Source organism: Pseudomonas sp. GL-B-12, from assembly GCF_019955895.1.
Lineage (GTDB): Bacteria > Pseudomonadota > Gammaproteobacteria > Pseudomonadales > Pseudomonadaceae > Aquipseudomonas.
This window is the reverse complement of sequence record NZ_JAHBCX010000007.1, coordinates 91099-113078: the sequence shown is the minus strand read 5'-3', so window position 1 is coordinate 113078 and position 21980 is coordinate 91099. Positions and strand designations below refer to the sequence as shown.

At 60.2% G+C, this 21980-nt stretch carries 16 protein-coding genes and 5 tRNA genes; 13 read left to right on the top strand and 8 right to left on the bottom strand.

The features are described from left to right. Positions 1 to 869: 869 nt before the first annotated feature. On the bottom strand, positions 870 to 2198 hold the full coding sequence (locus KGA85_RS04520; RefSeq protein WP_223542941.1) for a tyrosine-type recombinase/integrase: 1329 nt from the start codon (positions 2196 to 2198) through the stop codon (positions 870 to 872). Positions 2199 to 2360: 162 nt separating this feature from the next. Then, positions 2361 to 2436: transfer RNA gene (locus KGA85_RS04515), tRNA-Asn, on the bottom strand. Positions 2437 to 2663: 227 nt separating this feature from the next. Between KGA85_RS04515 and KGA85_RS04510 the strand changes: the two genes are divergently transcribed. After that, positions 2664 to 2894: a hypothetical protein gene (locus KGA85_RS04510; protein WP_007978659.1), complete on the top strand. Its 231-nt coding sequence runs from the start codon at positions 2664 to 2666 to the stop codon at positions 2892 to 2894. Here KGA85_RS04510 and KGA85_RS04505 read toward each other — a convergent pair. Then, entirely contained in the window at positions 2891 to 3100 is a 210-nt protein-coding gene (locus tag KGA85_RS04505) for a hypothetical protein (protein ID WP_150672795.1), read from the bottom strand. The genes KGA85_RS04510 and KGA85_RS04505 overlap by 4 nt on opposite strands. A 134-nt stretch (positions 3101 to 3234) precedes the next feature. Continuing rightward, positions 3235 to 4431, bottom strand: a complete 1197-nt coding sequence (locus KGA85_RS04500) for an amino acid aminotransferase (protein ID WP_008050829.1) — start codon at positions 4429 to 4431, stop codon at positions 3235 to 3237. 335 nt (positions 4432 to 4766) lie between these two features. Here KGA85_RS04500 and uvrB point away from each other — a divergent pair, with 335 nt between their 5' ends. After that, positions 4767 to 6782, top strand: a complete 2016-nt coding sequence (gene uvrB / locus KGA85_RS04495) for an excinuclease ABC subunit UvrB (protein ID WP_223454266.1) — start codon at positions 4767 to 4769, stop codon at positions 6780 to 6782. Positions 6783 to 6967: 185 nt separating this feature from the next. On the opposite strand, the gene KGA85_RS04490 is transcribed toward uvrB, so the two are convergent. Both KGA85_RS04490 and KGA85_RS04485 read right to left on the bottom strand, forming a co-directional pair. Next, positions 6968 to 8458: an MDR family MFS transporter gene (locus KGA85_RS04490; protein WP_223454386.1), complete on the bottom strand. Its 1491-nt coding sequence runs from the start codon at positions 8456 to 8458 to the stop codon at positions 6968 to 6970. A 49-nt stretch (positions 8459 to 8507) separates the two neighbouring features. Further along, positions 8508 to 9596: an HlyD family secretion protein gene (locus KGA85_RS04485; RefSeq protein ID WP_223542940.1), complete on the bottom strand. Its 1089-nt coding sequence runs from the start codon at positions 9594 to 9596 to the stop codon at positions 8508 to 8510. A 230-nt stretch (positions 9597 to 9826) separates the two neighbouring features. Here KGA85_RS04485 and gltX point away from each other — a divergent pair, with 230 nt between their 5' ends. The 9 genes from gltX to KGA85_RS04440 all read left to right on the top strand — a co-directional run bounded on the left by gltX (position 9827) and on the right by KGA85_RS04440 (position 15274). Then, positions 9827 to 11308: a glutamate--tRNA ligase gene (gene gltX / locus KGA85_RS04480; RefSeq protein WP_223454270.1), complete on the top strand. Its 1482-nt coding sequence runs from the start codon at positions 9827 to 9829 to the stop codon at positions 11306 to 11308. 202 nt (positions 11309 to 11510) lie between these two features. Continuing rightward, positions 11511 to 11586, top strand: a tRNA-Ala gene (locus KGA85_RS04475). Between the two features lie 79 nt (positions 11587 to 11665). Then, positions 11666 to 11741: transfer RNA gene (locus KGA85_RS04470), tRNA-Glu, on the top strand. A 53-nt stretch (positions 11742 to 11794) separates the two neighbouring features. After that, positions 11795 to 11870: transfer RNA gene (locus KGA85_RS04465), tRNA-Ala, on the top strand. Positions 11871 to 11950: 80 nt separating this feature from the next. Continuing rightward, positions 11951 to 12026, top strand: a tRNA-Glu gene (locus tag KGA85_RS04460). Positions 12027 to 12209: 183 nt separating this feature from the next. Continuing rightward, positions 12210 to 12749 (top strand): TetR/AcrR family transcriptional regulator, encoded by a 540-nt coding sequence (locus KGA85_RS04455; RefSeq protein WP_057715584.1) that lies wholly within the window; start codon positions 12210 to 12212, stop codon positions 12747 to 12749. Between the two features lie 29 nt (positions 12750 to 12778). Beyond that, the gene (locus tag KGA85_RS04450; RefSeq protein WP_223454272.1) at positions 12779 to 13612 is read left to right on the top strand and encodes an alpha/beta fold hydrolase; all 834 of its coding nucleotides are present in this window, start codon (positions 12779 to 12781) and stop codon (positions 13610 to 13612) included. A gap of 49 nt (positions 13613 to 13661) precedes the next feature. Beyond that, on the top strand, positions 13662 to 14099 hold the full coding sequence (locus KGA85_RS04445; protein ID WP_223542939.1) for an acyl-CoA thioesterase: 438 nt from the start codon (positions 13662 to 13664) through the stop codon (positions 14097 to 14099). Between the two features lie 215 nt (positions 14100 to 14314). Further along, positions 14315 to 15274, top strand: a complete 960-nt coding sequence (locus KGA85_RS04440; protein ID WP_008050845.1) for a tRNA dihydrouridine synthase — start codon at positions 14315 to 14317, stop codon at positions 15272 to 15274. 32 nt (positions 15275 to 15306) lie between these two features. Here KGA85_RS04440 and KGA85_RS04435 read toward each other — a convergent pair whose 3' ends face one another. Both KGA85_RS04435 and KGA85_RS04430 read right to left on the bottom strand, forming a co-directional pair. Continuing rightward, entirely contained in the window at positions 15307 to 18585 is a 3279-nt protein-coding gene (locus KGA85_RS04435; protein ID WP_223454276.1) for a PAS domain S-box protein, read from the bottom strand. A gap of 65 nt (positions 18586 to 18650) precedes the next feature. Next, positions 18651 to 19541 (bottom strand): LysR family transcriptional regulator, encoded by an 891-nt coding sequence (locus KGA85_RS04430; RefSeq protein ID WP_008047336.1) that lies wholly within the window; start codon positions 19539 to 19541, stop codon positions 18651 to 18653. Positions 19542 to 19847: 306 nt separating this feature from the next. Here KGA85_RS04430 and leuC point away from each other — a divergent pair, with 306 nt between their 5' ends. Both leuC and leuD read left to right on the top strand, forming a co-directional pair. Then, positions 19848 to 21266, top strand: coding sequence for a 3-isopropylmalate dehydratase large subunit (gene leuC / locus KGA85_RS04425; protein ID WP_223454278.1), 1419 nt, complete (start codon positions 19848 to 19850; stop codon positions 21264 to 21266). A gap of 10 nt (positions 21267 to 21276) precedes the next feature. Continuing rightward, the gene (gene leuD / locus KGA85_RS04420) at positions 21277 to 21921 is read left to right on the top strand and encodes a 3-isopropylmalate dehydratase small subunit (RefSeq protein ID WP_150759155.1); all 645 of its coding nucleotides are present in this window, start codon (positions 21277 to 21279) and stop codon (positions 21919 to 21921) included. Positions 21922 to 21980 lie beyond the last annotated feature (59 nt).

Sequence of the window (21980 nt, the reverse complement as noted above, 5' to 3'; positions counted from 1 at the left end):
CCACGTCATCCCGCCAAGAATGTTGAGTGTTATCAGGGATCAAGGCCCCTGCGACCTGTGAGGGTTGTCCGCTAACGCGGGACTGGCGGCTCCTTACGACCGGGAGCATGGGCGTCTCATGACCTGGTCTCCTGAACACTTCCGCAGAAGTGGGCGGGCGGGGGCTGCGCTGGCTGACGAGACCGGCACCGCGAGATCCTGAGTCGGTGAAGGTAGTGATGCGATGGCCGGGGCATGCCTGACTGTCAGTCAGGTGCAGTCTATTCCGTGGGCTGCGGCACCATCATCTGCATCGCTGTTGCTGGTGACTCGGTGTTTGTCACGCCGATTGTCACGAAGGGGAATGCCGCAAAGCCTTGTACGAGCTGGGCTGCAGCAGTGGTAGGAGCGCCCGTCTCTTTCCGGGAGAAAGAGACTGGCGCAGGTTGGCGCAAAGAAATGGCCAAACGGATAGATTGCTGCAGGGCAGCTATGAAAGGGGATGAATTGCCGCAGTGGGCACTCTGCTAGAAGTAGGCATCCATCACATCGCTGTGATCGTGCGAGCCGCCGGACGCTAATCGCACTTTGGGAGAACCACCACGGTGTGGCGTAGCCTTAAAGGTTCTGGCTACCTGGGTTGCTGTCAACGACAGCGCTTTGCCCGACCTTTTCTATGCTTGTGGAGATTTCGGGTCAAGGCTCGAATTTTCGGGAGTTCTGCGGCTGTGGATGAAATTATCCACTAATGGAAATCAGTGGTTCTCCACAGACAATTGCGTGGGCTTTAGATTTTTTAAGTGAGGTCCATCCAAACAGGGCGGCTTTGCAGCCCTGTTTGGATGGACCCGCGTGGACAAGCGGATCACTGAGATATGAGGATCGAGCGCTTACTCAGTTGCGCCACGTTTTGCTTTTAGTCGAGAGACGTTCGCACCCGTCTGATTGGCGAATTCGCGTGGGCTGACATGCTCCTCCTGATTAGTCTCAAGGTAGCGACTCCACCAGTTCATGATCAGCCTGCGCTCCTCGATGAGCTCGGCCTTGTGGATGTAAGCGGCGCGGACGTTGTTGCGTTCCTTGTGGCTCATCTGCCGCTCGATGGCTGTGTCCGTCCACAAACCTGACTCGATCAGTGCGCTACAGGCCATCGAACGAAACCCATGCCCACAGATCTCGGATTTGGTGTCGTACCCCATCTTCCGAAGCGCGCTGTTCACCGTGTTTTCGGACATTGGTTTCCAAGATTTGGTATCGCCTGCGAACACCAAGTCAAATTTGCCTGTGATTGCGTGGATCTGCTCGAGCAGGGCGATCGCTTGCGGCGATAAGGGTACAAGATGGATATCGCCGGCCATCTTCGTACCCCTTGTGGAAAAGGGTACGCCTTCCAACGCTGGTCGCGTGTCGGGTATTTCCCAGACGCCACGTTTGAGGTCGAACTCGCTCCAGCGGGCGAAGCGCAGCTCGCTGGAGCGTACAAACACGTGCAGCGACAGCAAGACCGTCAGCCGGGTAAGTGCGCGGCCTTTATAGGTGTCGATCCGTTCCTGCAATTCAGGCAAGCGCGATAAGGATAAGGATAAGGCGGGGCGGTGGACGACCCGCGAGGCTTTGATCGAGCCTACGAGGTCGTAAGCAGGGTTTACGGTGATAAGCCGGAGGCGCTTTGCCTCGCGCATGATGCTCTGCAGATAGTTTTGTACCCTTAAAGCAATGTCTATCGTGCCGCGCTTCTTAATCGCGTCCAGGGGCCGCATAAGGTCGTGGGTGTCCAGATCGACAATGGCGCGGGCGCCGATCAGCGGGAAGAGGTGAGTCTTGAGGCGACTCATCACTGTCTTGGAATAGTCCGGTGCCCACTTGGCTGACATTTCCGTGTGCCAGGCGAGGGCAACGCTTTCAAAGGTGCGGCCTTTGATCAGAGCGTCCGTCTTGGCTTGGTTCTTGGCTCCTATGGGGTCAATGCCATCCGCCAGCATCCGCTTGACCTCCAAGCGCTTGCGGCGCGCATCGGCGAGGCCAACGATGGGGTAGTTGCCGAACGAGGTCAGTCCTTCCCGGCCATCAGGTTTGACGTATCTGAGACGCCAGCCTTTGCGGCCATTGGGTTGGACTAGAAGGTAAAGGCCGTCGCCGTCGAAAAGCTTGTAGGCGCGGTCGGTGGGCTTGGCCGAACGGCAAGCGGCGTCGGAGAGTGGAGCAGTAGTGCGCGACATAAGGGTACTCCCTTTTATCGAACTGACCTTTATCCCAAACTCTACCCTTAAAATGGCTGGTACCCACCGGAATCCGACAGAACACCAAAACGAAAAAACCCGCCAGAAGGCGGGTTTTTCGGGGGTTTCAGAGATTTTGAAAGCCTTCTCTGGAACCTTGTCTGGCTCCACGACCTGGACTCGAACCAGGGACCCAGTGATTAACAGTCACTTGCTCTACCAACTGAGCTATCGCGGAATGGCGCGTATCTTACTGATTCAAAAAGAGAAGTCAAGCACCGAATAACAATTGGAGCGAATCATCGGGACGGGCGGTGGTTTAGCGGCGATTGGCGGTTACCAGGATCGCCCCAGAGGTCTACCATGGCCGCCCGGAAGTGGTGACACGCGCTGCCGGCCATTCGCCGAAAAGGTACGCGCCATGAATCATTTGACCCTCACCCCTCGACACCACGGGGTGCACCCATGAGCATCTCGCAGATCAGCCTGCCCAAAGGTGTCGGCCCCCACGCCGAAAAGTTGTTCGACGCCATCACACAGGCCGGCACCGCTGAAGCATTGAACCGTGCTGGCGGCAAGGCCGAAGGTTTTGTCCTTGGCCTGGAAAGCACTAAAGCGATCAAGAGCCAGGTCGCTGAATCGCTGTATGTCGCCTACGACGACGCTGCCAGCCAGCGTGCGACCGAACTGGCCTAACCGCCGAAGGTAATCGTGGCAAGCATCAGTTTGGCGTAGAGCGCTGTGGCACCCAATTGCACCAGCCACAGGGCCAGGCCGCCGAGAAACACACCGGCGGCCACCTGCATCACCAGGTTATTGCCGCGTTTTGTCGGGGCGCGGGGGGTGAAGTGATCCAGGTCATCCAGGTCATCGCGGTCGGCGCGCAGGTCATCGTTTTTCATGTGGGTTCTCGCAGGAATTCCAGGGTGTATACAAGCCTGTGGAGTTTAGAGGGCAGAGCCAGCGCTTTGAGATTAATCTGCAACAAATAAAAAACGGGAAGCCAGTGGCTTCCCGTTTTCAGGTCAAGGCGTAATCAGATGACTTGGACGATAGCGTCCGTCACAACCTTGATGTTGCTCTGGTTCAGCGCAGCCACGCAGATGCGGCCGGTGTCCAGGGCGTAGATGCCGAACTCGTTGCGCAGGCGGTGAACTTGTTCAACCGTCAGGCCGGAGTAGGAGAACATGCCGCACTGACGACCGACGAAACTGAAATCGCGCTGAGGCGCTTTTTGTGCCAGCAGGTCGACCATCTGGGTGCGCATGCCACGAATGCGCAAGCGCATTTCGGCCAGTTCGGCTTCCCACTGGGCGCGCAGTTCCGGGCTGTTCAGTACGGCAGCGACAACGCTGGCACCGTGGGTCGGCGGGTTGGAGTAGTTGGTGCGGATCACGCGTTTGACTTGCGACAGCACGCGCGCGCTTTCTTCTTTCGATTCGCTGACGATCGACAGGGCACCCACGCGCTCGCCGTACAGCGAGAACGACTTGGAGAACGAGCTGGAAGCGAAGAAAGTCAGGCCCGATTCAGCAAACAGGCGTACGGCAGCGGCGTCTTCGTCGATGCCATCGCCGAAACCCTGGTAGGCCATGTCGAGGAACGGCACGTGGCCTTTGGCTTTAACGACTTCCAGGACGTTTTTCCAGTCCGCCGGGCTCAGGTCCACGCCGGTCGGGTTGTGGCAGCAGGCGTGCAGCACAATGATCGAGCCGTTTGGCAGCGCGTTCAGGTCTTCCAGCATGCCGGTACGGTTCACGTCGTGGGTCGCGGCGTCGTAGTAACGGTAGTTCTGCACCGGGAAACCGGCGGTTTCGAACAGGGCGCGGTGGTTTTCCCAGCTCGGGTCGCTGATCGCCACGACGGCGTTTGGCAGCAGTTGCTTGAGGAAGTCGGCACCGATTTTCAGTGCGCCAGTACCGCCAACGGCCTGGGTGGTGATGACGCGGCCAGCGGCGATCAGCGGCGAGTCATTGCCGAACAGCAGCTTTTGCACGGCCTGGTCGTAGGCGGCGATGCCGTCGATTGGCAGGTAGCCACGGGATACGTGTTGAGCGGCGCGAATGGTTTCGGCTTCGACAACGGCGCGCAGGAGTGGAATTCGCCCCTCCTCGTTGCAGTAAACACCGACCCCCAGGTTGACTTTGTTGGTCCGGGTATCGGCGTTGAATGCTTCGTTGAGGCCCAGGATTGGATCGCGTGGTGCCATTTCGACAGCGGAGAACAGGCTCATTATTGCGGCGGCTCTGAATGGAGAGTGGAGGGACGTGTCGCGCTCCAGCCGAATGCACTAGAGCGGTGCACAAACGGGGAGCTAGTATAGAGGCCATCGGCGATGGCTGGCGACAGGCGAATCAGCATTTCGGGTAAGTTTTTCCGATTATTTATCGACCGTTAGTCGAATGGCGTCGGCAAAGGTTTTGCGTGATGTAGGACGTTTGCCTTGAAAGCGCTGGCAATCGGCTCCACATTGAGCACAATCCAGTTTTTTCCTCGGGCGACATCGGTCGTTTGCGGTCTTTCTCGTTCGTGCCGGTTTTACCGGCAAGAGTGATCCAGAGGTATTTCATGTCTGAATTCCAGCTAGTCACCCGTTTCGAGCCCGCCGGCGATCAGCCGGAAGCCATCCGCCTGATGGTCGAGGGTATCGAAGCCGGGCTGGCGCACCAGACGCTGCTCGGTGTGACCGGCTCGGGCAAGACCTTCAGCATCGCCAATGTGATCGCCCAGGTGCAGCGCCCGACCCTGGTGCTGGCGCCGAACAAGACCCTGGCGGCGCAGTTGTACGGGGAGTTCAAGGCATTCTTCCCGAACAACGCGGTGGAATATTTCGTTTCCTACTACGACTACTACCAGCCGGAAGCCTATGTGCCGTCCTCGGACACCTTCATCGAGAAAGACGCCTCGATCAACGACCACATCGAACAGATGCGATTGTCCGCAACCAAGGCATTGCTCGAGCGCAAGGACGCGATCATCGTCACCACGGTGTCCTGCATCTACGGTCTGGGCAGCCCGGAAACCTACTTGAAGATGGTGTTGCACGTGGATCGCGGCGACCGGCTCGATCAGCGCGAATTGCTGCGCCGCCTGGCCGACCTGCAGTACACCCGCAATGACATGGATTTTGCCCGTGCGACCTTCCGCGTGCGTGGCGATGTGATCGATATCCACCCGGCGGAATCCGATTTCGAGGCGATCCGCATCGAGCTGTTCGACGATGAAGTGGAAAGCCTGTCGGCGTTCGATCCGCTGACCGGCGAAGTCATTCGCAAACTGCCGCGCTTCACCTTCTACCCGAAGAGCCACTACGTGACGCCACGGGAAACCCTGATGGGCGCGGTCGAAGGCATCAAAGTGGAATTGCAGGAGCGTCTGGAATACCTACGCTCCAACAACAAACTGGTGGAAGCCCAACGCCTGGAGCAGCGCACCCGTTTCGACCTGGAGATGATCCTCGAACTGGGTTACTGCAACGGCATCGAAAACTACTCGCGCTATCTGTCTGGTCGTGAAGCCGGCGCGGCGCCACCAACCCTTTACGATTACCTGCCGGCCGATGCCTTGCTGGTGATCGACGAGTCCCACGTCAGCGTTCCGCAGGTTGGCGCCATGTACAAGGGCGACCGCTCGCGTAAGGAAACCCTGGTCGAATACGGCTTCCGCCTGCCTTCGGCCCTGGACAACCGGCCGATGCGTTTCGATGAGTGGGAAAGCATCAGCCCGCAGACGATTTTCGTCTCGGCGACCCCGGGCAACTACGAAGCCGAGCACGCCGGGCGCGTCATTGACATGGTGGTGCGCCCGACCGGGCTGGTGGACCCACAAATCGAGATCCGCCCGGCACTGACCCAGGTCGACGATTTGCTGTCGGAAATCAGCAAGCGCGTGGCGGTCGAGGAGCGGGTGTTGGTCACGACGCTGACCAAGCGCATGGCCGAGGACCTGACTGACTATCTGGCGGATCACGGCGTGCGTGTGCGCTATCTGCACTCGGACATCGACACCGTGGAGCGGGTCGAGATTATCCGCGATCTGCGTCTCGGCACCTTCGATGTGCTGGTGGGGATCAACCTGCTGCGCGAAGGCCTGGACATGCCGGAGGTCTCATTGGTGGCGATCCTCGATGCCGACAAGGAAGGTTTCCTGCGTTCCGAGCGCTCGCTGATCCAAACCATCGGTCGGGCGGCGCGTAACCTCAATGGCCGGGCGATTCTGTATGCCGACCGCATTACCGGTTCCATGGAACGCGCGATCGGCGAAACCGAGCGCCGTCGCGACAAGCAGATCGCCTTCAACCTGGCCAACGGCATCACCCCCAAAGGCGTGTTCAAGGACGTTGCCGACATCATGGAAGGCGCCACCGTGCCCGGTTCGCGCAGCAAGAAGCGCAAAGGCATGGCCAAGGCCGCCGAGGAAAACGCCCGGTACGAAGCCGAACTGCGCTCGCCGGGCGAGATCGCCAAGCGCATTAAAGCCCTGGAAGAGAAGATGTACCAGCTCGCCCGAGACCTGGAGTTCGAGGCCGCGGCGCAGATGCGCGACGAGGTTGCCAAGTTGCGTGAGCGGTTGTTGACGGTCTGAAATTGAAACGCGGTCCCTGTGGCGAGGGGGCTTGCCCCCGTTGGGCTGCGAAGCGGCCCTAAGGCTATTTGGCTCGGTCGATCAGGATTATCGAGTGTGCCGGATTTGCGACTGCTGCGCAGCCGAGCGGGGCGGTGCGGCGATCCGACAAGCCCCCTCGCCACAATGTTGTGTATGACTCGATATCAGTGTGCTTCACCCGCCTTCAACCCCTCCGGCAACTTCCTGGTCAGCAACACCGCCACCATGCTGATCCCCAGCGCAATCCCGACAAAGTGAAACGCATCGTTATAGGCCATGATCGACGCCTGTTGGTGGGCGATCTCGCTGAGTTTGCCCAGTGCTGCCGTTTCATTGCCCAGCCGATCAGCCAGTGAGGCGATCCGTTCGGCCACCTGCGGATTGCTCGGCACGATGGATTCACGCAAGTAGTCAAAGTAAACCTTGGTCCGTGCATCCAGCAGCGTGGCGAGCAGGGCGATGCCGATGGCGCCGCCGAGGTTGCGCAGGATGTTGAACAGGCTCGAGGCCGATCCCGCATCCTGGGGCAGGATGTAGGCGGTGGCGATCAGCGAGATGGTCACCATGATCAGCGGTTGGCCCAGGGCGCGGATGATCTGGATCTGATTGAACTGCGGCCCGGCAAAGTCCGGGTTCAGCACGCCCGAAGAGAAACTCGCCAACCCGAACAGCCCGAAGCCCAGCGTGCACAGCCATTTCGGCGAGACGAACTTCATCAACTTGGGCACCAGCGGGATCAGGAAAAGTTGCGGCACGCCCATCCACATGATCACTTCACCGATCTGCAGGGCGTTGTAGTTCTGGATCTGCGCCAGGTACAGCGGCAGCAGGTAGATCGAGCCGTACAGCCCGACCCCCATCCCGACGCTGGAAATACTGGATAACCCGAAGTTGCGGTTGCCGAGGATGCCGAGATTGATCAGTGGATTGGGTTTGGAAAACTGCACGATCACAAAGCTGATCAGGCTGACCAGCGCGATGCTGCCCAGGGTCACGATCAGGTTCGACTCCAGCCAGTCCTTGCGATGGCCTTCCTCCAGAAACACCTGCAAGCAACCAAGCCCGACGCCGAGGGTGAGAATGCCGGCGTAATCGGTGCTTTTCAGCAACTCCCAGTGGGCTTCTTTTTTCTCCAGGCCGTACATCAGGCCGGCGATCATGATCAGGCCGGGCGGGATGTTGATGTAGAAAATGTATTCCCAGCCCCAGTTCTCGGTCAGCCAGCCACCAAGAGTAGGGCCGATGGAGGGCGCGAAGGTGGCGGTCATGGCGAACATGGCCATGCCTTTGGCGCGGTGGTGTTCCGGGAGCTTGATCAGGGTCAGGGTGAACGCCAGTGGAATCAGCGCGCCACCGGTAAAGCCTTGCAGGGCGCGGAACACGATCATGCTTTCCAGGCTCCACGCCATGGAGCAGAGCAGGGACGCGGCCAGGAATCCGAGGGACACCCACACCGCCAGGCGCCGGGCCGACAGCAACTGCACGAGCCAGGCGGTGAGCGGGATCATGATGATTTCCGCCACCAGGTACGAGGTGGAAATCCACGAGCCTTCTTCCAGGGTCGCCGACAGCGCACCCTGGATGTCCTTGAGCGAGGAGTTGGTGATCTGGATGTCCAGCACCGCCATGAACGCACCGAGCATCACGCTCATCACCGCAATCCAGTCCCGCCGGGTCGGTTCGCCGACCGGGCGGATCAGTTGATCACCGGCCATCGTCAGGGGCGTCTTTGTGGCTCACTTTGGGGATGACATCTTCAGGGGCGTCCTTGATGTTCACCTTGGCGGTGACCGACATGCCCGGGCGGATCTTGCCGCGCAGCGGATTGTCCGCGGCGAAGGTCAGTTTTACCGGAATCCGTTGTACGACTTTGGTGAAGTTGCCCGTGGCATTGTCCGGCGGCAACAGGCTGAACTGCGCACCCGAGGCGGCGAACAGGCTGTCGACCCGGGCTTTGATCGGGGTGTCGTTGTAGGCGTCGAAGGTCAGTTCGGCTTCCTGGCCGGGCTGTATGTGGCCAATCTGGGTTTCCTTGAAATTGGCCTGAATCCAGATGTCTTCGTCCGGCACGATTGACAACAGGTAAGCACCGGCCTGCACGTATTGGCCTTCGCGGGCTGCTCGCTGGCCGATCAGACCGCTGATTGGCGCGTGGATTTCGCTGCGGGTCAGGTTCAGTTCGGCCTGGGCCAGGTCGGTTTTGGCATTGGCGATCTGCGCGTCAAGGCGTTTGATCTCGGCGTTCAGTGCGTTGACTTGCTGACGCTGACTTTGCGCGTCCGCCTGGGCCTTGGCCACTTGCGAGCGGGCGATGTGGGATTCGGCGGAGAGGGTGGTCACGCGTTCTTCCGAGACATAGCCGGGTTTGCGCAAGGTCTCGGCGCGGGTCAGGTCGATCTGCGAGCGACCGAGGCTGGCCTGGCTGGACGCGACTTGCGCTTCGCTGGCGGCAATCAGGCTGGCCTGCTGGGTCAGTTTGCTCTGGGCTTGCAGGCGTTCGGCCTCGCGGGTGGCGAGGGTCGCGTTGGCACGGTCGACGGCGAGGCGGAAGTCGTCGCCTTCGAGTTTGACCAGCAACTGGCCTTTCTCGACATGCTGGTTGTCCTGCACCAATACCTGATCGATGCGCGCGCCCAATTGGCTCGACACACGGGTGATCTCGCCCTGGACATAAGCGTTGTCGGTGCTTTCATAAAAGCGCCCCTTGAAGAACCAGTGGGCGAACAGGCCCCCGGCAATCAACAGGATGATCAGCAGGAAAAAGGACAGGCGACGCTTGAGTTGGGCAGGCATGAGGCAAACTGTAGTCGAGAAATTGTAAGAGAAGTTATCAGCAGGCAAATCTGGCATACAGCCGATTAACGGTAAATGCCATTGGCCGATATTCGGCCATTCACCGCGTCATACGGGCGTTACAGACGCAACCTTGGCTTAAATGCCCTGTTCACTGGAGCCGGGCGGGTGTCGCCTGTTACCATTCGCGCCTTGTTTGAACTTCGCTTTTATTCTTTTCGAGACATGCCATGACCACCGTCCGCACTCGCATCGCGCCATCGCCTACCGGGGATCCCCACGTAGGTACCGCCTACATCGCCTTGTTCAACTACTGCTTTGCCAAGCAGCACGGCGGTGAGTTCATCCTGCGGATCGAAGACACCGACCAACTGCGTTCGACCCGCGAGTCCGAACAGCAGATTTTCGACGCCTTGCGCTGGCTGGGGATCGACTGGAGCGAAGGCCCGGACGTCGGCGGCCCGCACGGTCCGTACCGTCAAAGCGAGCGCGGCGATATTTATCAGAAGTATTGCCAGCAGCTTGTGGAGCTCGGCCATGCCTTCCCGTGCTTCTGCACCGCCGAAGAGCTGGACCAGATGCGCGCCGAGCAGATGGCTCGCGGTGAAACCCCGCGTTACGACGGCCGCGCGCTGCTGCTGTCCAAGGAAGAAGTTGCCCGTCGCCTGGCGGCTGGTGAGCCCCACGTCATCCGGATGAAAGTACCGAGCGAAGGCGTCTGCGTGGTGCCGGACATGCTGCGTGGCGACGTTGAAATCCCGTGGGACCGCATGGACATGCAAGTCCTGATGAAGACCGACGGCCTGCCGACGTACTTCCTGGCCAACGTGGTCGACGACCACCTGATGGGCATCACCCACGTATTGCGCGGCGAAGAGTGGCTGCCATCGGCACCGAAGCTGATCCTGCTGTACGAGTACTTCGGCTGGGAGCAACCGGAGCTGTGCTACATGCCGCTGCTGCGTAACCCGGACAAGAGCAAGCTGTCCAAGCGCAAGAACCCGACCTCGGTGACGTTCTACGAGCGCATGGGCTTCATGCCGGAAGCGATGCTCAACTACCTGGGGCGCATGGGCTGGTCGATGCCGGACGAGCGCGAGAAGTTCTCGTTGCAGGAAATGGTCGACAACTTCGATCTCAAGCGCGTGTCCCTCGGCGGGCCGATCTTCGACATCGAGAAACTGTCGTGGCTCAACGGCCAATGGCTGCGTGACCTGCCGGTGGAAGAGTTCGCCACGCGCGTGCAGAAGTGGGCGTTCAATTCCGAATACATGATGAAGATCGCGCCGCACGTGCAGGGCCGCGTCGAAACCTTCAGCCAGGTGGCACCGCTGGCCGGGTTCTTCTTTGCCGGTGGCGTGAACCCCGATGCCAAGCTGTTCGAATCCAAGAAGCTCTCGGGCGATCAGGTCCGCCAGTTGATGCAGTTGATCCTGTGGAAGCTCGAAAGCCTGCGTCAGTGGGAGAAGGACAGCATCACCGCGACCATTCAGGCGGTGGTCGAATCCCTGGAGCTGAAGCTGCGTGATGCCATGCCGCTGATGTTCGCTGCGATCACCGGCCAGGCCAGTTCGGTGTCGGTGCTCGATGCGATGGAAATCCTCGGGCCGGACCTGACCCGTTTCCGTCTGCGCCAGGCCATTGACCTGCTGGGCGGCGTGTCGAAGAAAGAAAACAAAGAGTGGGAAAAGCTGCTGGGCGCTATCGCCTGAGCACGCCTGACTCTGCGGTAGCCGTCGGAGGCCGGGATCTTTTGTTCCTGTCCTCCGGCGTTTTCCCCCGAATTTATGGGGGGAGGGCGGTAAGTGGTTGTTATGTCGGCAAAAAATTTTAAATTTTTTGAAAAATAAGTTTGACAGGCTTTCGATACGCCCTTAAGATTCGCCCCGTCCTCAGCGATGAAATCAACGATGAGGGGCTATAGCTCAGCTGGGAGAGCGCTTGCATGGCATGCAAGAGGTCGACGGTTCGATCCCGTCTAGCTCCACCAAATTACACTTCAAGGTCTGGCCACACCGGCCTTGAAGCGATCAACACTCAGCGTTGGTCTGTTGTATAGAAGGGTTTGCGTCCCCTTCGTCTAGTGGCCTAGGACACCGCCCTTTCACGGCGGTAACAGGGGTTCGAGTCCCCTAGGGGACGCCAGTTTTACAGAAGCGATGTTGCAAGATGTCGTTCCGCCGCGAGGCGAAAAATCCGGGGCTATAGCTCAGCTGGGAGAGCGCCTGCATGGCATGCAGGAGGTCAGCGGTTCGATCCCGCTTAGCTCCACCAATTTTACAGTTCAAGGTCTGGCCACACCGGCCTTGAATCGATCAGCTCTCAGCACTGATCAGTTGTATAGAAGGGTTTGTGTCCCCTTCGTCTAGTGGCCTAGGACACCGCCCTTTCACGGCGGTAACAGGGGTTCGAGTCCCCTAGGGGACGCCACGATTACCCGCTCTGCGGGATTTATAAGGGTCATTCAATTATTGAATGGCCCTTTTGTTTGTCTGGCGTTTGGCCAAATTCCTCCATTTCCAAAAAACTGTTCTTCAGACCAGCGGTCACATCCATGACTTGCTAAAATTTATTATGAGAATAATATTTCAATCGTAATATTTGGAGGCAACGATGAACGATAAAAAAGCTCAAACCCGCGAACGCATCCTCAAGGCTGCCAGCGCAGCGCTAATTCAGCGCGGCCCGGCCGAGCCAAGTGTGGGCGAAGTGATGGGTGCAGCGGGCCTGACGGTCGGCGGCTTCTACGCCCACTTCGAAAGCAAGGACGCGATGATGCTCGAGGCGTTCAGGCAATTGCTCGGTCACCGCCGCGACCTGATTGCCGACATGGACGCGGAATTGACCGGCGAAGAGCGCCGCGCGTTGGTGGCAGCGTTTTATCTGTCGCGCAAGCACCGTGATTCCTCCGAATCGGCCTGTCCGATCCCGGCATCGGTCGGCGAACTGGGGCGGCTGCCGGAAGCGTTTCGTGTCGCGCTCAATGAGCATGTGGAATTGATGGTCGCGCAGTTGGCGGCCAGCCCTGAAGAAACCGAAAAAGCCCTGGCCGACATGGCCTTGATGGTGGGTGGGCTGGCTCTGGCGCGGGCGCTGGGGCCGGGAGAGTTGTCCGATCGATTACTGCGTGCCGCCAAATCGGCAGTGCGTTGACCTGAAGGCTGCGGCCTGAGGAGAATGCGATGAGCACGTTAAAGTGGGTTCGTGGCGTTAATGGCACCTTGGGCTGGTTTGCCCCGAAACTGGTCGCAAGCAAAATGCGACAGGCGTTCATGACGCCACGGGATCTGCCGCTGCGTGACTGGGAGCTGCCGCTGTTGGCGAAGTCTGAGCGGATTACCCTGCGTTTCGGTCTCTCGGCCTTGCGCTGGGGGCAGGGCCCGGCAGTCTTGCTGATGCATGGTTGGGAAGGGCGGCCAACGCAGTTTGCCAGCCTCATCACCGCGCTGGTCGATGCCGGTTACTCGGTCGTGGCCCTGGATGGTCCGGCCCACGGTCGCTCACCGGGCAGTGAGGCGAATGTGGTGCTGTTCGCCCGCGCCATGCTTGAAGCGGCCGCCGAACTGCCACCCCTGCAAGCGGTCATCGGCCACTCCATGGGCGGCGCCAGTGCGATGCTCGCGGTCCAGTTGGGCTTGCGCACCGAAACCCTGGTCACCATTGCCGCTCCGGCGCGAATTCTCGGCGTGTTGCGTGGTTTTGCCCGCTATGTCGGGTTGCCACCGAAGGCCCGCTCGGCATTCATTCGCCAGGTCGAGCAAGACGTCGGCATGCGAGCCGCGACGCTGGATGTCGCGCACTATCAACTCGACATGCCCGGCCTGATTGTCCACGCCGAAGACGACAACCTTGTCTCTGTGAAGGAATCCCAGTTGATTCACGAAGCGTGGTTCGACAGCCGCTTGTTGCGTTTGAAAGACGGTGGTCATCAGCGAGTGTTGGCCGACCCGCGGGTGATTGATGGCGTGTTATCACTGCTGGCCGGGCGCAGTCTGCAATCACGCCAATCCGCCTGAGCTTCCGTTACACTGCCCCGGTCGAAATTATCTGACCAGGGAGTCGGGCATGGGCTGGGATCGGGAAACGCCGTTCATCATTGATCTGCAAGTGAGCGCCGAGGACATTGACGGGTTGGGGCACGCGAACAACGCGGTCTACGTGACCTGGCTCGAACGCTGTGCCTGGCGCCACTCCCAGCGCCTTGGCCTGGACCTGGTCGAATATCGACGGCTGGACCGGGCGATGGCGGTGGTGCGCCACGAGATCGATTACCTGGCGGCTGCCTATGAGGACGATGAGTTGCAATTGGCGACCTGGATCATCGATTGGGACCAGCGCCTGAAAATGACCCGGCACTTCCAGCTGATCCGCCCCAGCGACAACACCACGCTATTGCGCGCGCAGACCACGTTCGTTTGCATCGAACTGTCCACCGGCAAGCCCAAGCGCATGCCGGCAGAATTCATCGAGGGCTATGGCCCGGCGCTACAAACCCCGGCCTGACGCTGATTCCTGTGGCGAGGGGGCTTGCCCCCGTTCGGCTGCGAAGCAGTCGCAAAACCTGTCGATGCAATTTATCTGACGAAATGCCGGGGCCGCTTCGCGACCCAACGGGGCGGTACGGCGGTCCGACAAGCCCCCTCGCCACAGGGTATGGGCGAGTCTTTCCATTGATAATCCAGTAAACTGCCGCACGTTTTTCCTCGAGTGTGTTTTTCATGCAAATTGCTTTGGCGCCCATGGAGGGGTTGGTCGACGACATCCTGCGCGATGTGCTGACCCGCGTGGGTGGTATTGACTGGTGCGTGACCGAGTTCATTCGGGTCAACGACCAGTTGCTCACACCTGCCTATTTCCACAAGTTCGGCCCGGAGTTGCTCAACGGTGCCCGGACGGCCTCAGGCGTGCCGCTGCGTGTGCAACTGCTCGGTTCCGATCCGGTGTGCCTGGCGGAAAATGCCGCGCTGGCCTGCGAGCTGGGTTCCGAAGTGATCGACCTGAACTTCGGCTGTCCGGCCAAGACCGTGAACAAGTCCCGTGGTGGCGCGGTACTGCTCAAGGAGCCCGAGCTGCTCAACCAGATCGTCGAGCACGTTCGTCGTGCCGTCCCCGCGCACATTCCAGTCACCGCCAAGATGCGCCTGGGCTTCGACAGCCCGGACGGTTCGCTGGTGTGTGCCACGGCCCTGGCCGAAGGTGGCGCCGAACACATCGTGGTGCACGCGCGGACCAAGGTCGACGGCTACAAACCGCCAGCACACTGGGAGTGGATTCCGCGGGTGCAGGACGTGGTCAAGGTGCCGGTGTTCGCCAATGGCGACATCTGGAGCGTCGAAGACTGGCGTCGCTGCCGCGAAATCAGCGGTGTGGAAGACATCATGCTCGGTCGTGGCCTGGTTTCGCGTCCGGACCTTGCCCGGCAGATCGCCGCGGCGCGGGCCGGTGAGGAGGTCGTCGAGATGACCTGGGCCGAGTTGCTGCCGTTGATTCAGGACTTCTGGTTGCAGGCCAAGGCACAGATGACGCCACGCCAGTCGCCGGGTCGCCTGAAGCAATGGCTGGCGATGCTGACCCGCAATTATCCCGAGGCGGTGGAGCTGTTCACCGTGCTGCGTCGTGAGACCGAGCTGGATAATGTCTCGCGTTTGCTGGGGCTGCCGGTGGCTGAAGCGGCCTGAGCCTTTTTTGTGCCTTGTCCTTTAAAAAAGCGCTACTTCAGCAGTTTTTGAAACTCTTCCACCGGCAACGGCTGGCTATGCAAATACCCTTGGTAGAAATGGCATTCCAGCCCCTGCAGGAACTCAAGCTGCTCCGCTGTTTCCACCCCTTCGGCAATCACTTTCAAATCCAGGCTGCGAGCCATGGCGACGATGGCGCGGATGATCTCGGCGTCGTTCGGGTCGCTGGTGGCGTCGCGGATGAACGACTGGTCGATTTTCAGGGTGTCGACCGGCAAGCGCTTGAGGTAGGTCAGTGAGGAGTAGCCAGTGCCGAAGTCGTCCATGGCGAAGCTCACGCCGAGTTTTTTCAGGCGGCGCATTTTGCTGATGGTGTCTTCCAGGTTATGGATGACGATGCCTTCGGTGATTTCCAGCTTCAACAGGGAGCAGGGCAGGCCATAGCTGGTCAGGCTGTTTTCGATTCGTTCGACGAAGTCGTTCTGGCGGAACTGGCGCGGGCTGATGTTCACGCACAGGCTGAATTTGTACGGGTTCACCAGACCGTCGTCGATCAACTGCTTGAAGGCCTGGCAGGCTTCGTCGAGGATCCAGGTGCCGACCTCCAGAATCAGCCCGCTGTCTTCCAGTACCTTGATGAACTCGGCGGGTGATTGCGCGCCGAGCTCCGGATGATTCCAGCGTACCAGTGCCTCGGCGCCGACAATGCGGTCGCCCCGGGCGTCGACCTGGGGTTGGTAATGCACACGAAACTCGCCCCGGGAAAGCGCCAGGCGCAAGTCAGTCTCCATGCGCAGGCGTTCGCTCGCGGCCTTCTGCATGGTGTTGTGGTACATCTGCGCGGTATTGCGCCCCGAGTCCTTGGCGCGATAAAGCGCGATGTCGGCGCGCTTGAGCAGGTCGGTCGGGGTCGAGCCGTGATCGGGGATCAGCGCAATGCCGATGCTGGGTGTCACTTGCAGGCGCTGGCCGTCGAGGAACATCGGTTCGGACAGCAGCTCGCGGATGGTGTCGGCCACTTCGCGAACCTGATCGCTGACCTCACTGCGCGAGCCTTCGAGACCGCTGAGCAGTACCACGAATTCGTCACCGCCCAGGCGCGCAACGGTGTCTTCCATGCGCACGCTGGCCTCCAGGCGCGCGGTGATGATTTTCAGCACCGTGTCGCCCACCGGGTGCCCGAGGGAGTCGTTGATGTGCTTGAAGTGGTCGAGGTCGAGGAACATCAGCGCGCCGCGCAGGTTATGCCGTTTGAGCAGGGCGATCTGCTGGCTCAGGCGGTCCATCAGCAAGGCGCGGTTGGGCAGGTTGGTCAGTGGGTCGTGGTAGGCCAGGTGGCGGATCTGCGCTTCGGCGTTTTTCAGCAGACTGACGTCTCGCGCGGTCAACAGCAGGCAGGCGGTTTCATTGAGGGTGATCGGTTCCACCGAGACTTCGACGGTGAGCAGTTCGCCGCGCTTGTTGCGCCCGAGCATTTCCTGGTGATGAACCCGACCCTTGATCTGCAATTCCGCCAGCAGCGCCGAGCGTTGTTTTTCTTCCGCCCATATCCCCACCTGATACACCGTGCGGCCCACCACTTCCTCGGCGCGGTAACCGGTCAGGCGGCAGAAGCCGTCGTTGACCTCCAGATAGCGTCCGGTGTCGCGCTCGGTGATGGTGATGGCGTCGGGGCTGGAGTGAAAGGCCTTGGCGAATTTCTCTTCACTGGCCTTGAGCGCCGCTTCCGAGCGCTGTTGCTGGGTGATATCGCGCAGCGTGGTGACGATGCAGGCCTGGTCGCCGACGCTGATCTGGCGGCTGGAAATCACGCAAGTCAGGACCTGTCCGTCCTTGTGCTGGACCAGAATGGCCACGTTGTTCAGGCCTTGTTCGCGGATCACTTGTTCGATCCGTCGCAGGCTTTTCGCCGAAGCGTCCCACAGGCCGATTTCGTCGGCGCTGCGGCCGATCACATCGGCAGTGCTCCAGCCGAAGGTCTGGGTGAAGCTGGAGTTGATTTCAATGAACTGGCCGGAGTCCTGGTGGGTGACGCAGATCGGATCGGGGCTGACCTGGAACAGCGTGGCGAATTTTTCTTCGGAGGCCACCAGCCGTTGCTCGCGCTCGACCTGGTCGGTGATGTCGAGCAATGTGCCGGCCATGCGCACCGGCACGCCGTTGTCATCGCGGTAGAGGCGGGCGCGGCTTTCCAGGTAGCGCGAGCTGCCGTCGGGTAACTGCACGCGGTAGGTCAATTGATAGTTGCCGGCCGGGCCTTCACGCAGGCTGCGGTAAGCGTCGCGCATGGTGTCGCGTTCTTCGCCGGGCACGCCTTCGAAGAACTCGTCGAAGGACTCGTGAAAGGGTTTGGCGTCCAGGCCGTGCAGTTGGGCGGCCCGTGCCGATCCGTAGAGCATGCCGCTGGGAATGTGCCAGTCCCAGGTGCCGAGTTGCGCCGAGTCCAGGGCCAGGTCGAGGCGCTCCTGGCTGTCCTTGAGGGCATGTTCGGCGATTTTGCGTTCGGTGGTGTCAAGGAAAGTGCTCAGTAGATAGGGTTGGCCTTCGAGCTCGACTTTTTGCGCACTGAGGATGCCGTCGTGGACCTGGCCATTGCTGGCACGAAACTGCACTTCCATGCTGACCAGATCGCCTTTGGCTTTGGTGGCCTTGACCAGTTCGTCCCGTTGCTCGGGGTGCACCCACAGGCCCAGCTCCAGAGTGGTGCGGCCGATCGCGTTTTGCACCGGCCAGCCGAACAGGCTTTCGAAATACTGGTTGGCTTCGGAAATCAGGCCGTCTTCCTGGCGGGTCAGCAGGACCATGTTCGGGCACAGGTGAAACAGGGTGGCGAAGCGTTTTTCCGAGCTGCTCAACGCCTGTTCGCGCTGGCGCTGGTGGGTAATCTCGCGGATTACGCCGATCATCCGTGGCCTGCCGTGCTTGTCCGGTAATAGGCTGCCGTTGATTTCCAGCCAGTGCAGGCTGCCATCGGGCCAGCGGATGCGGTGACGCATCGCTTGCTCCAGCGGCGCGCCAGCAATGACCGCGTGGAATGCGCGAAGGGTTTTCGCGCGATCCTCCGGGGGCAGCAGGTCGAGGTATTCCAGATCCGATGGCAACGGTTTGCGGGGGTCGAAGCCGAACAACGCCTGCGTACCCCGGGACCAGCTGATCTGCCCGCGCTCGATGTCCCAATACCAGGCACCCAGGCGCGCGCCGTTGAGCGCGGCCAACAGTTGCGAGGCACTTTCCCAGCTCTGTTCGGAGTTTTTCGGGTCAAGTGCCTGTATGCGCGGCATTGGCGGAATACGGTCAACAGATTTGGGCATTGGCAAGCCTTAGGCTGAATGGGCGTTTGGCACAGGGGGGCGCGGCTCTATAGGAGTAGCACAAGTCAGCCTTGAGTCCCTGGCGGATCGAGTTGAGCATCCAGCAAGGCCATGAAAGCCCGAGCAGCATTCGACAGCGTCCTTTCCGTGTGCAGGATATAGCCTAGCTGGCGAGTGAGCTGTATGCCCGGCAAAGGTATGCGCGCCACCTGGTCATCGAGCATGGTGCGCGGCAAAACGCTCCAGGCCAGGCCGATCGAGACCATCATCTTGATGGTTTCCAGGTAGTTGGTGCTCATGGCGATGTTGGGCGTCAGGCCCTGGGCTTCAAACAGCCGTTGCACAATGTGGTGGGTAAAGGTGTTACCGCCGGGGAAGACCGCCGGGTGTCGGGCGATATCCGCCAGGCTGACCTTGCCGTTATTGAGCAACGAATGTTCCGGGGCAACCACGAAATCCAGCGGGTCGTCCCACACCGGGGTGGCCTTGACCAGCGCATGGGGTTCCGGTGCCAGGGTAATGACCGCCAGTTCGGCACGGCCGTGGAGAATTTCCTCGTAGGCCACTTCCGAATCGAGGAACTGAATATCCAGCGCCACTTGTGGGTAGCGTCGGGTGAACTCCCTCAATAAGGGTGGCAAACGGTGCAGGCCGATATGGTGACTGGTGGCCAGGGTCAGACGGCCGGTCACTTCACCTGTGAGGTTGGTCAAGGCGCGGCGCGTATCATCGAGGACATTGAGAATCTGGTAGGCCCGCGGCAGCAGGGCGCGCCCGGCCTCGGTCAGGCCCACTTCACGCCCCAGGCGATCGAACAACCGCACCTTCAATTGCTGCTCCAGCCCGGCGATGCGTTTGCTGATGGCCGGTTGGGTCAGGTGCAGTCGTTCCCCAGCGCCGGAGAAGCTTCCGGTCTCGGCGATGGCAATAAAAGCATTGAGGTTGGCCAGGTCCATGGTTGTATTCCAGTTGGTTATCCAAAGCATAAAAAATATGAATTTGAGTTATTTAATGTAACCCCATAGGATCAGCCTCACAAGCCAAAGGGTTATTGAGACTTTCAAGACCCAGAGGTCTGTGTAGCGAGTTTGTTAGTTCAAATTCGGATGCCAGAAGTCCATAGCCAAGGCGCTGCGACGAGTCATAGCGCGCTATGGCGAGGAGCAGCAACGCAGGATATGGGCTTCTGGCGCCGAAGTTGACTAACGAAACTCGCTATACAGACCTCACTGGCATAGAAAAAGCTGATGAGGAACCGTCTGATGGCCGGCAAAACGCTCTACGACAAGCTCTGGGATTCGCATTTGGTCAAGCAGCGCGACGATGGCTCTGCGCTGATCTACATCGATCGTCACATCATCCACGAAGTGACCTCGCCGCAAGCCTTCGAAGGCCTGCGTCTGGCCGGGCGCAAGCCATGGCGCATCGATGCCAACATCGCGACCCCGGACCACAACGTACCGACCACGCCGGAGCGCAAGGGCGGCATCGACGCCATCGTTGACCAGGTCTCGCGCCTGCAAGTGCAGACCCTCGATGACAACTGCGATGAATACGGCATCGTCGAGTTCAAGATGAACGACGTTCGCCAGGGCATCGTCCACGTCATCGGCCCGGAGCAGGGCGCAACCTTGCCGGGCATGACCGTGGTCTGCGGCGACTCCCACACCTCGACCCACGGCGCATTCGGCGCATTGGCTCACGGTATCGGCACTTCCGAGGTCGAGCATGTGCTCGCCACCCAGTGCCTGGTCGCCAAGAAAATGAAAAACATGCGGGTAGCGGTCGAAGGCCAATTGCCGTTCGGCGTGACCGCCAAGGACATCGTGCTCGCCGTGATCGGCAAGATCGGCACCGCCGGCGGTAACGGCCACGCCATCGAATTCGCCGGCAGCGCGATTCGCGACCTGTCCGTCGAAGGCCGCATGACCATCTGCAACATGTCCATCGAGGCCGGCGCTCGCGTAGGCCTGGTGGCCGCGGACGAAAAGACCGTGGCTTACGTCAAGGGCCGTCCATTTGCTCCGAAAGGCGCGGAATGGGACCTGGCCGTCGAAGCCTGGAAAGACCTGGTGTCTGACGCTGATGCCAGGTTCGATACCGTGATCGAGCTCGATGCGACCCAGATCAAGCCGCAAGTCAGCTGGGGCACTTCGCCGGAAATGGTGTTGGCTGTTGATCAGAACGTGCCGGATCCTGCGAAGGAAATGGACCTGGTCAAGCGCGACTCCATCGTCCGCGCCTTGAAGTACATGGGTTTGACCGCCAATCAGGCGATCACCGACATTCAGCTCGACCGCGTGTTCATCGGTTCCTGCACCAACTCGCGGATCGAAGACCTGCGCGCTGCGGCGGTGATCGCCAAGGGCCGCAAAGTGGCCTCGACCATCAAGCAGGCCATCGTCGTGCCGGGCTCGGGTCTGGTCAAAGCCCAGGCTGAATCGGAAGGCCTGGACAAGATTTTCCTCGAAGCCGGTTTCGAATGGCGCGAGCCGGGTTGCTCGATGTGCCTGGCGATGAACCCGGACCGTTTGGAATCCGGCGAGCATTGCGCTTCGACCTCCAACCGTAACTTCGAAGGTCGTCAGGGCGCTGGTGGTCGTACTCACCTCGTCAGCCCGGCCATGGCCGCCGCAGCCGCTGTGAACGGTCGTTTCGTCGACGTCCGTGAATTGATTTAAGGAGCGCAGCATGAAAGCTTTTACCCAGCACACTGGACTTGTCGCGCCTTTGGATCGTGCCAACGTCGACACCGACCAGATCATCCCGAAGCAATTCTTGAAGTCGATCAAGCGCACGGGCTTTGGCCCGAACCTGTTCGATGAATGGCGCTACCTGGATGTGGGCCAGCCTTATCAGGACAACTCCAGGCGTCCGCTGAACAAGGACTTCGTCCTCAACGCCGAACGTTACCAGGGCGCCAGCGTATTGCTGGCCCGGGAGAACTTCGGTTGCGGCTCCAGCCGTGAACATGCGCCGTGGGCGCTGGAAGAGTACGGTTTCCGCAGCATCATCGCGCCGAGCTATGCCGACATCTTCTTCAACAACAGCTTCAAGAACGGCTTGCTGCCGATCATCTTGAGCGATGCCGAAGTCGATGAGCTGTTCCAGCAGGTCGAGGCCAATCCGGGCTACCAGTTACAGGTCGATCTGCAAGCCCAGACCGTGACCCGCCCTGACGGCAAAGTGTTGAGCTTCGAAATCGATGCCTTTCGCAAACACTGCCTGCTCAACGGCCTGGACGATATCGGCCTGACCTTGCAGGACGGCGATGCGATTGCGACGTTTGAAGCCAAGCATCGTGCGAGCCAGCCTTGGTTGTTTCGCGACGCGTGATTGATCCGAGATTGATGTAGTCAGGGCCGGCCTCTTCGCGAGCAAGCCCGCTCCCACAG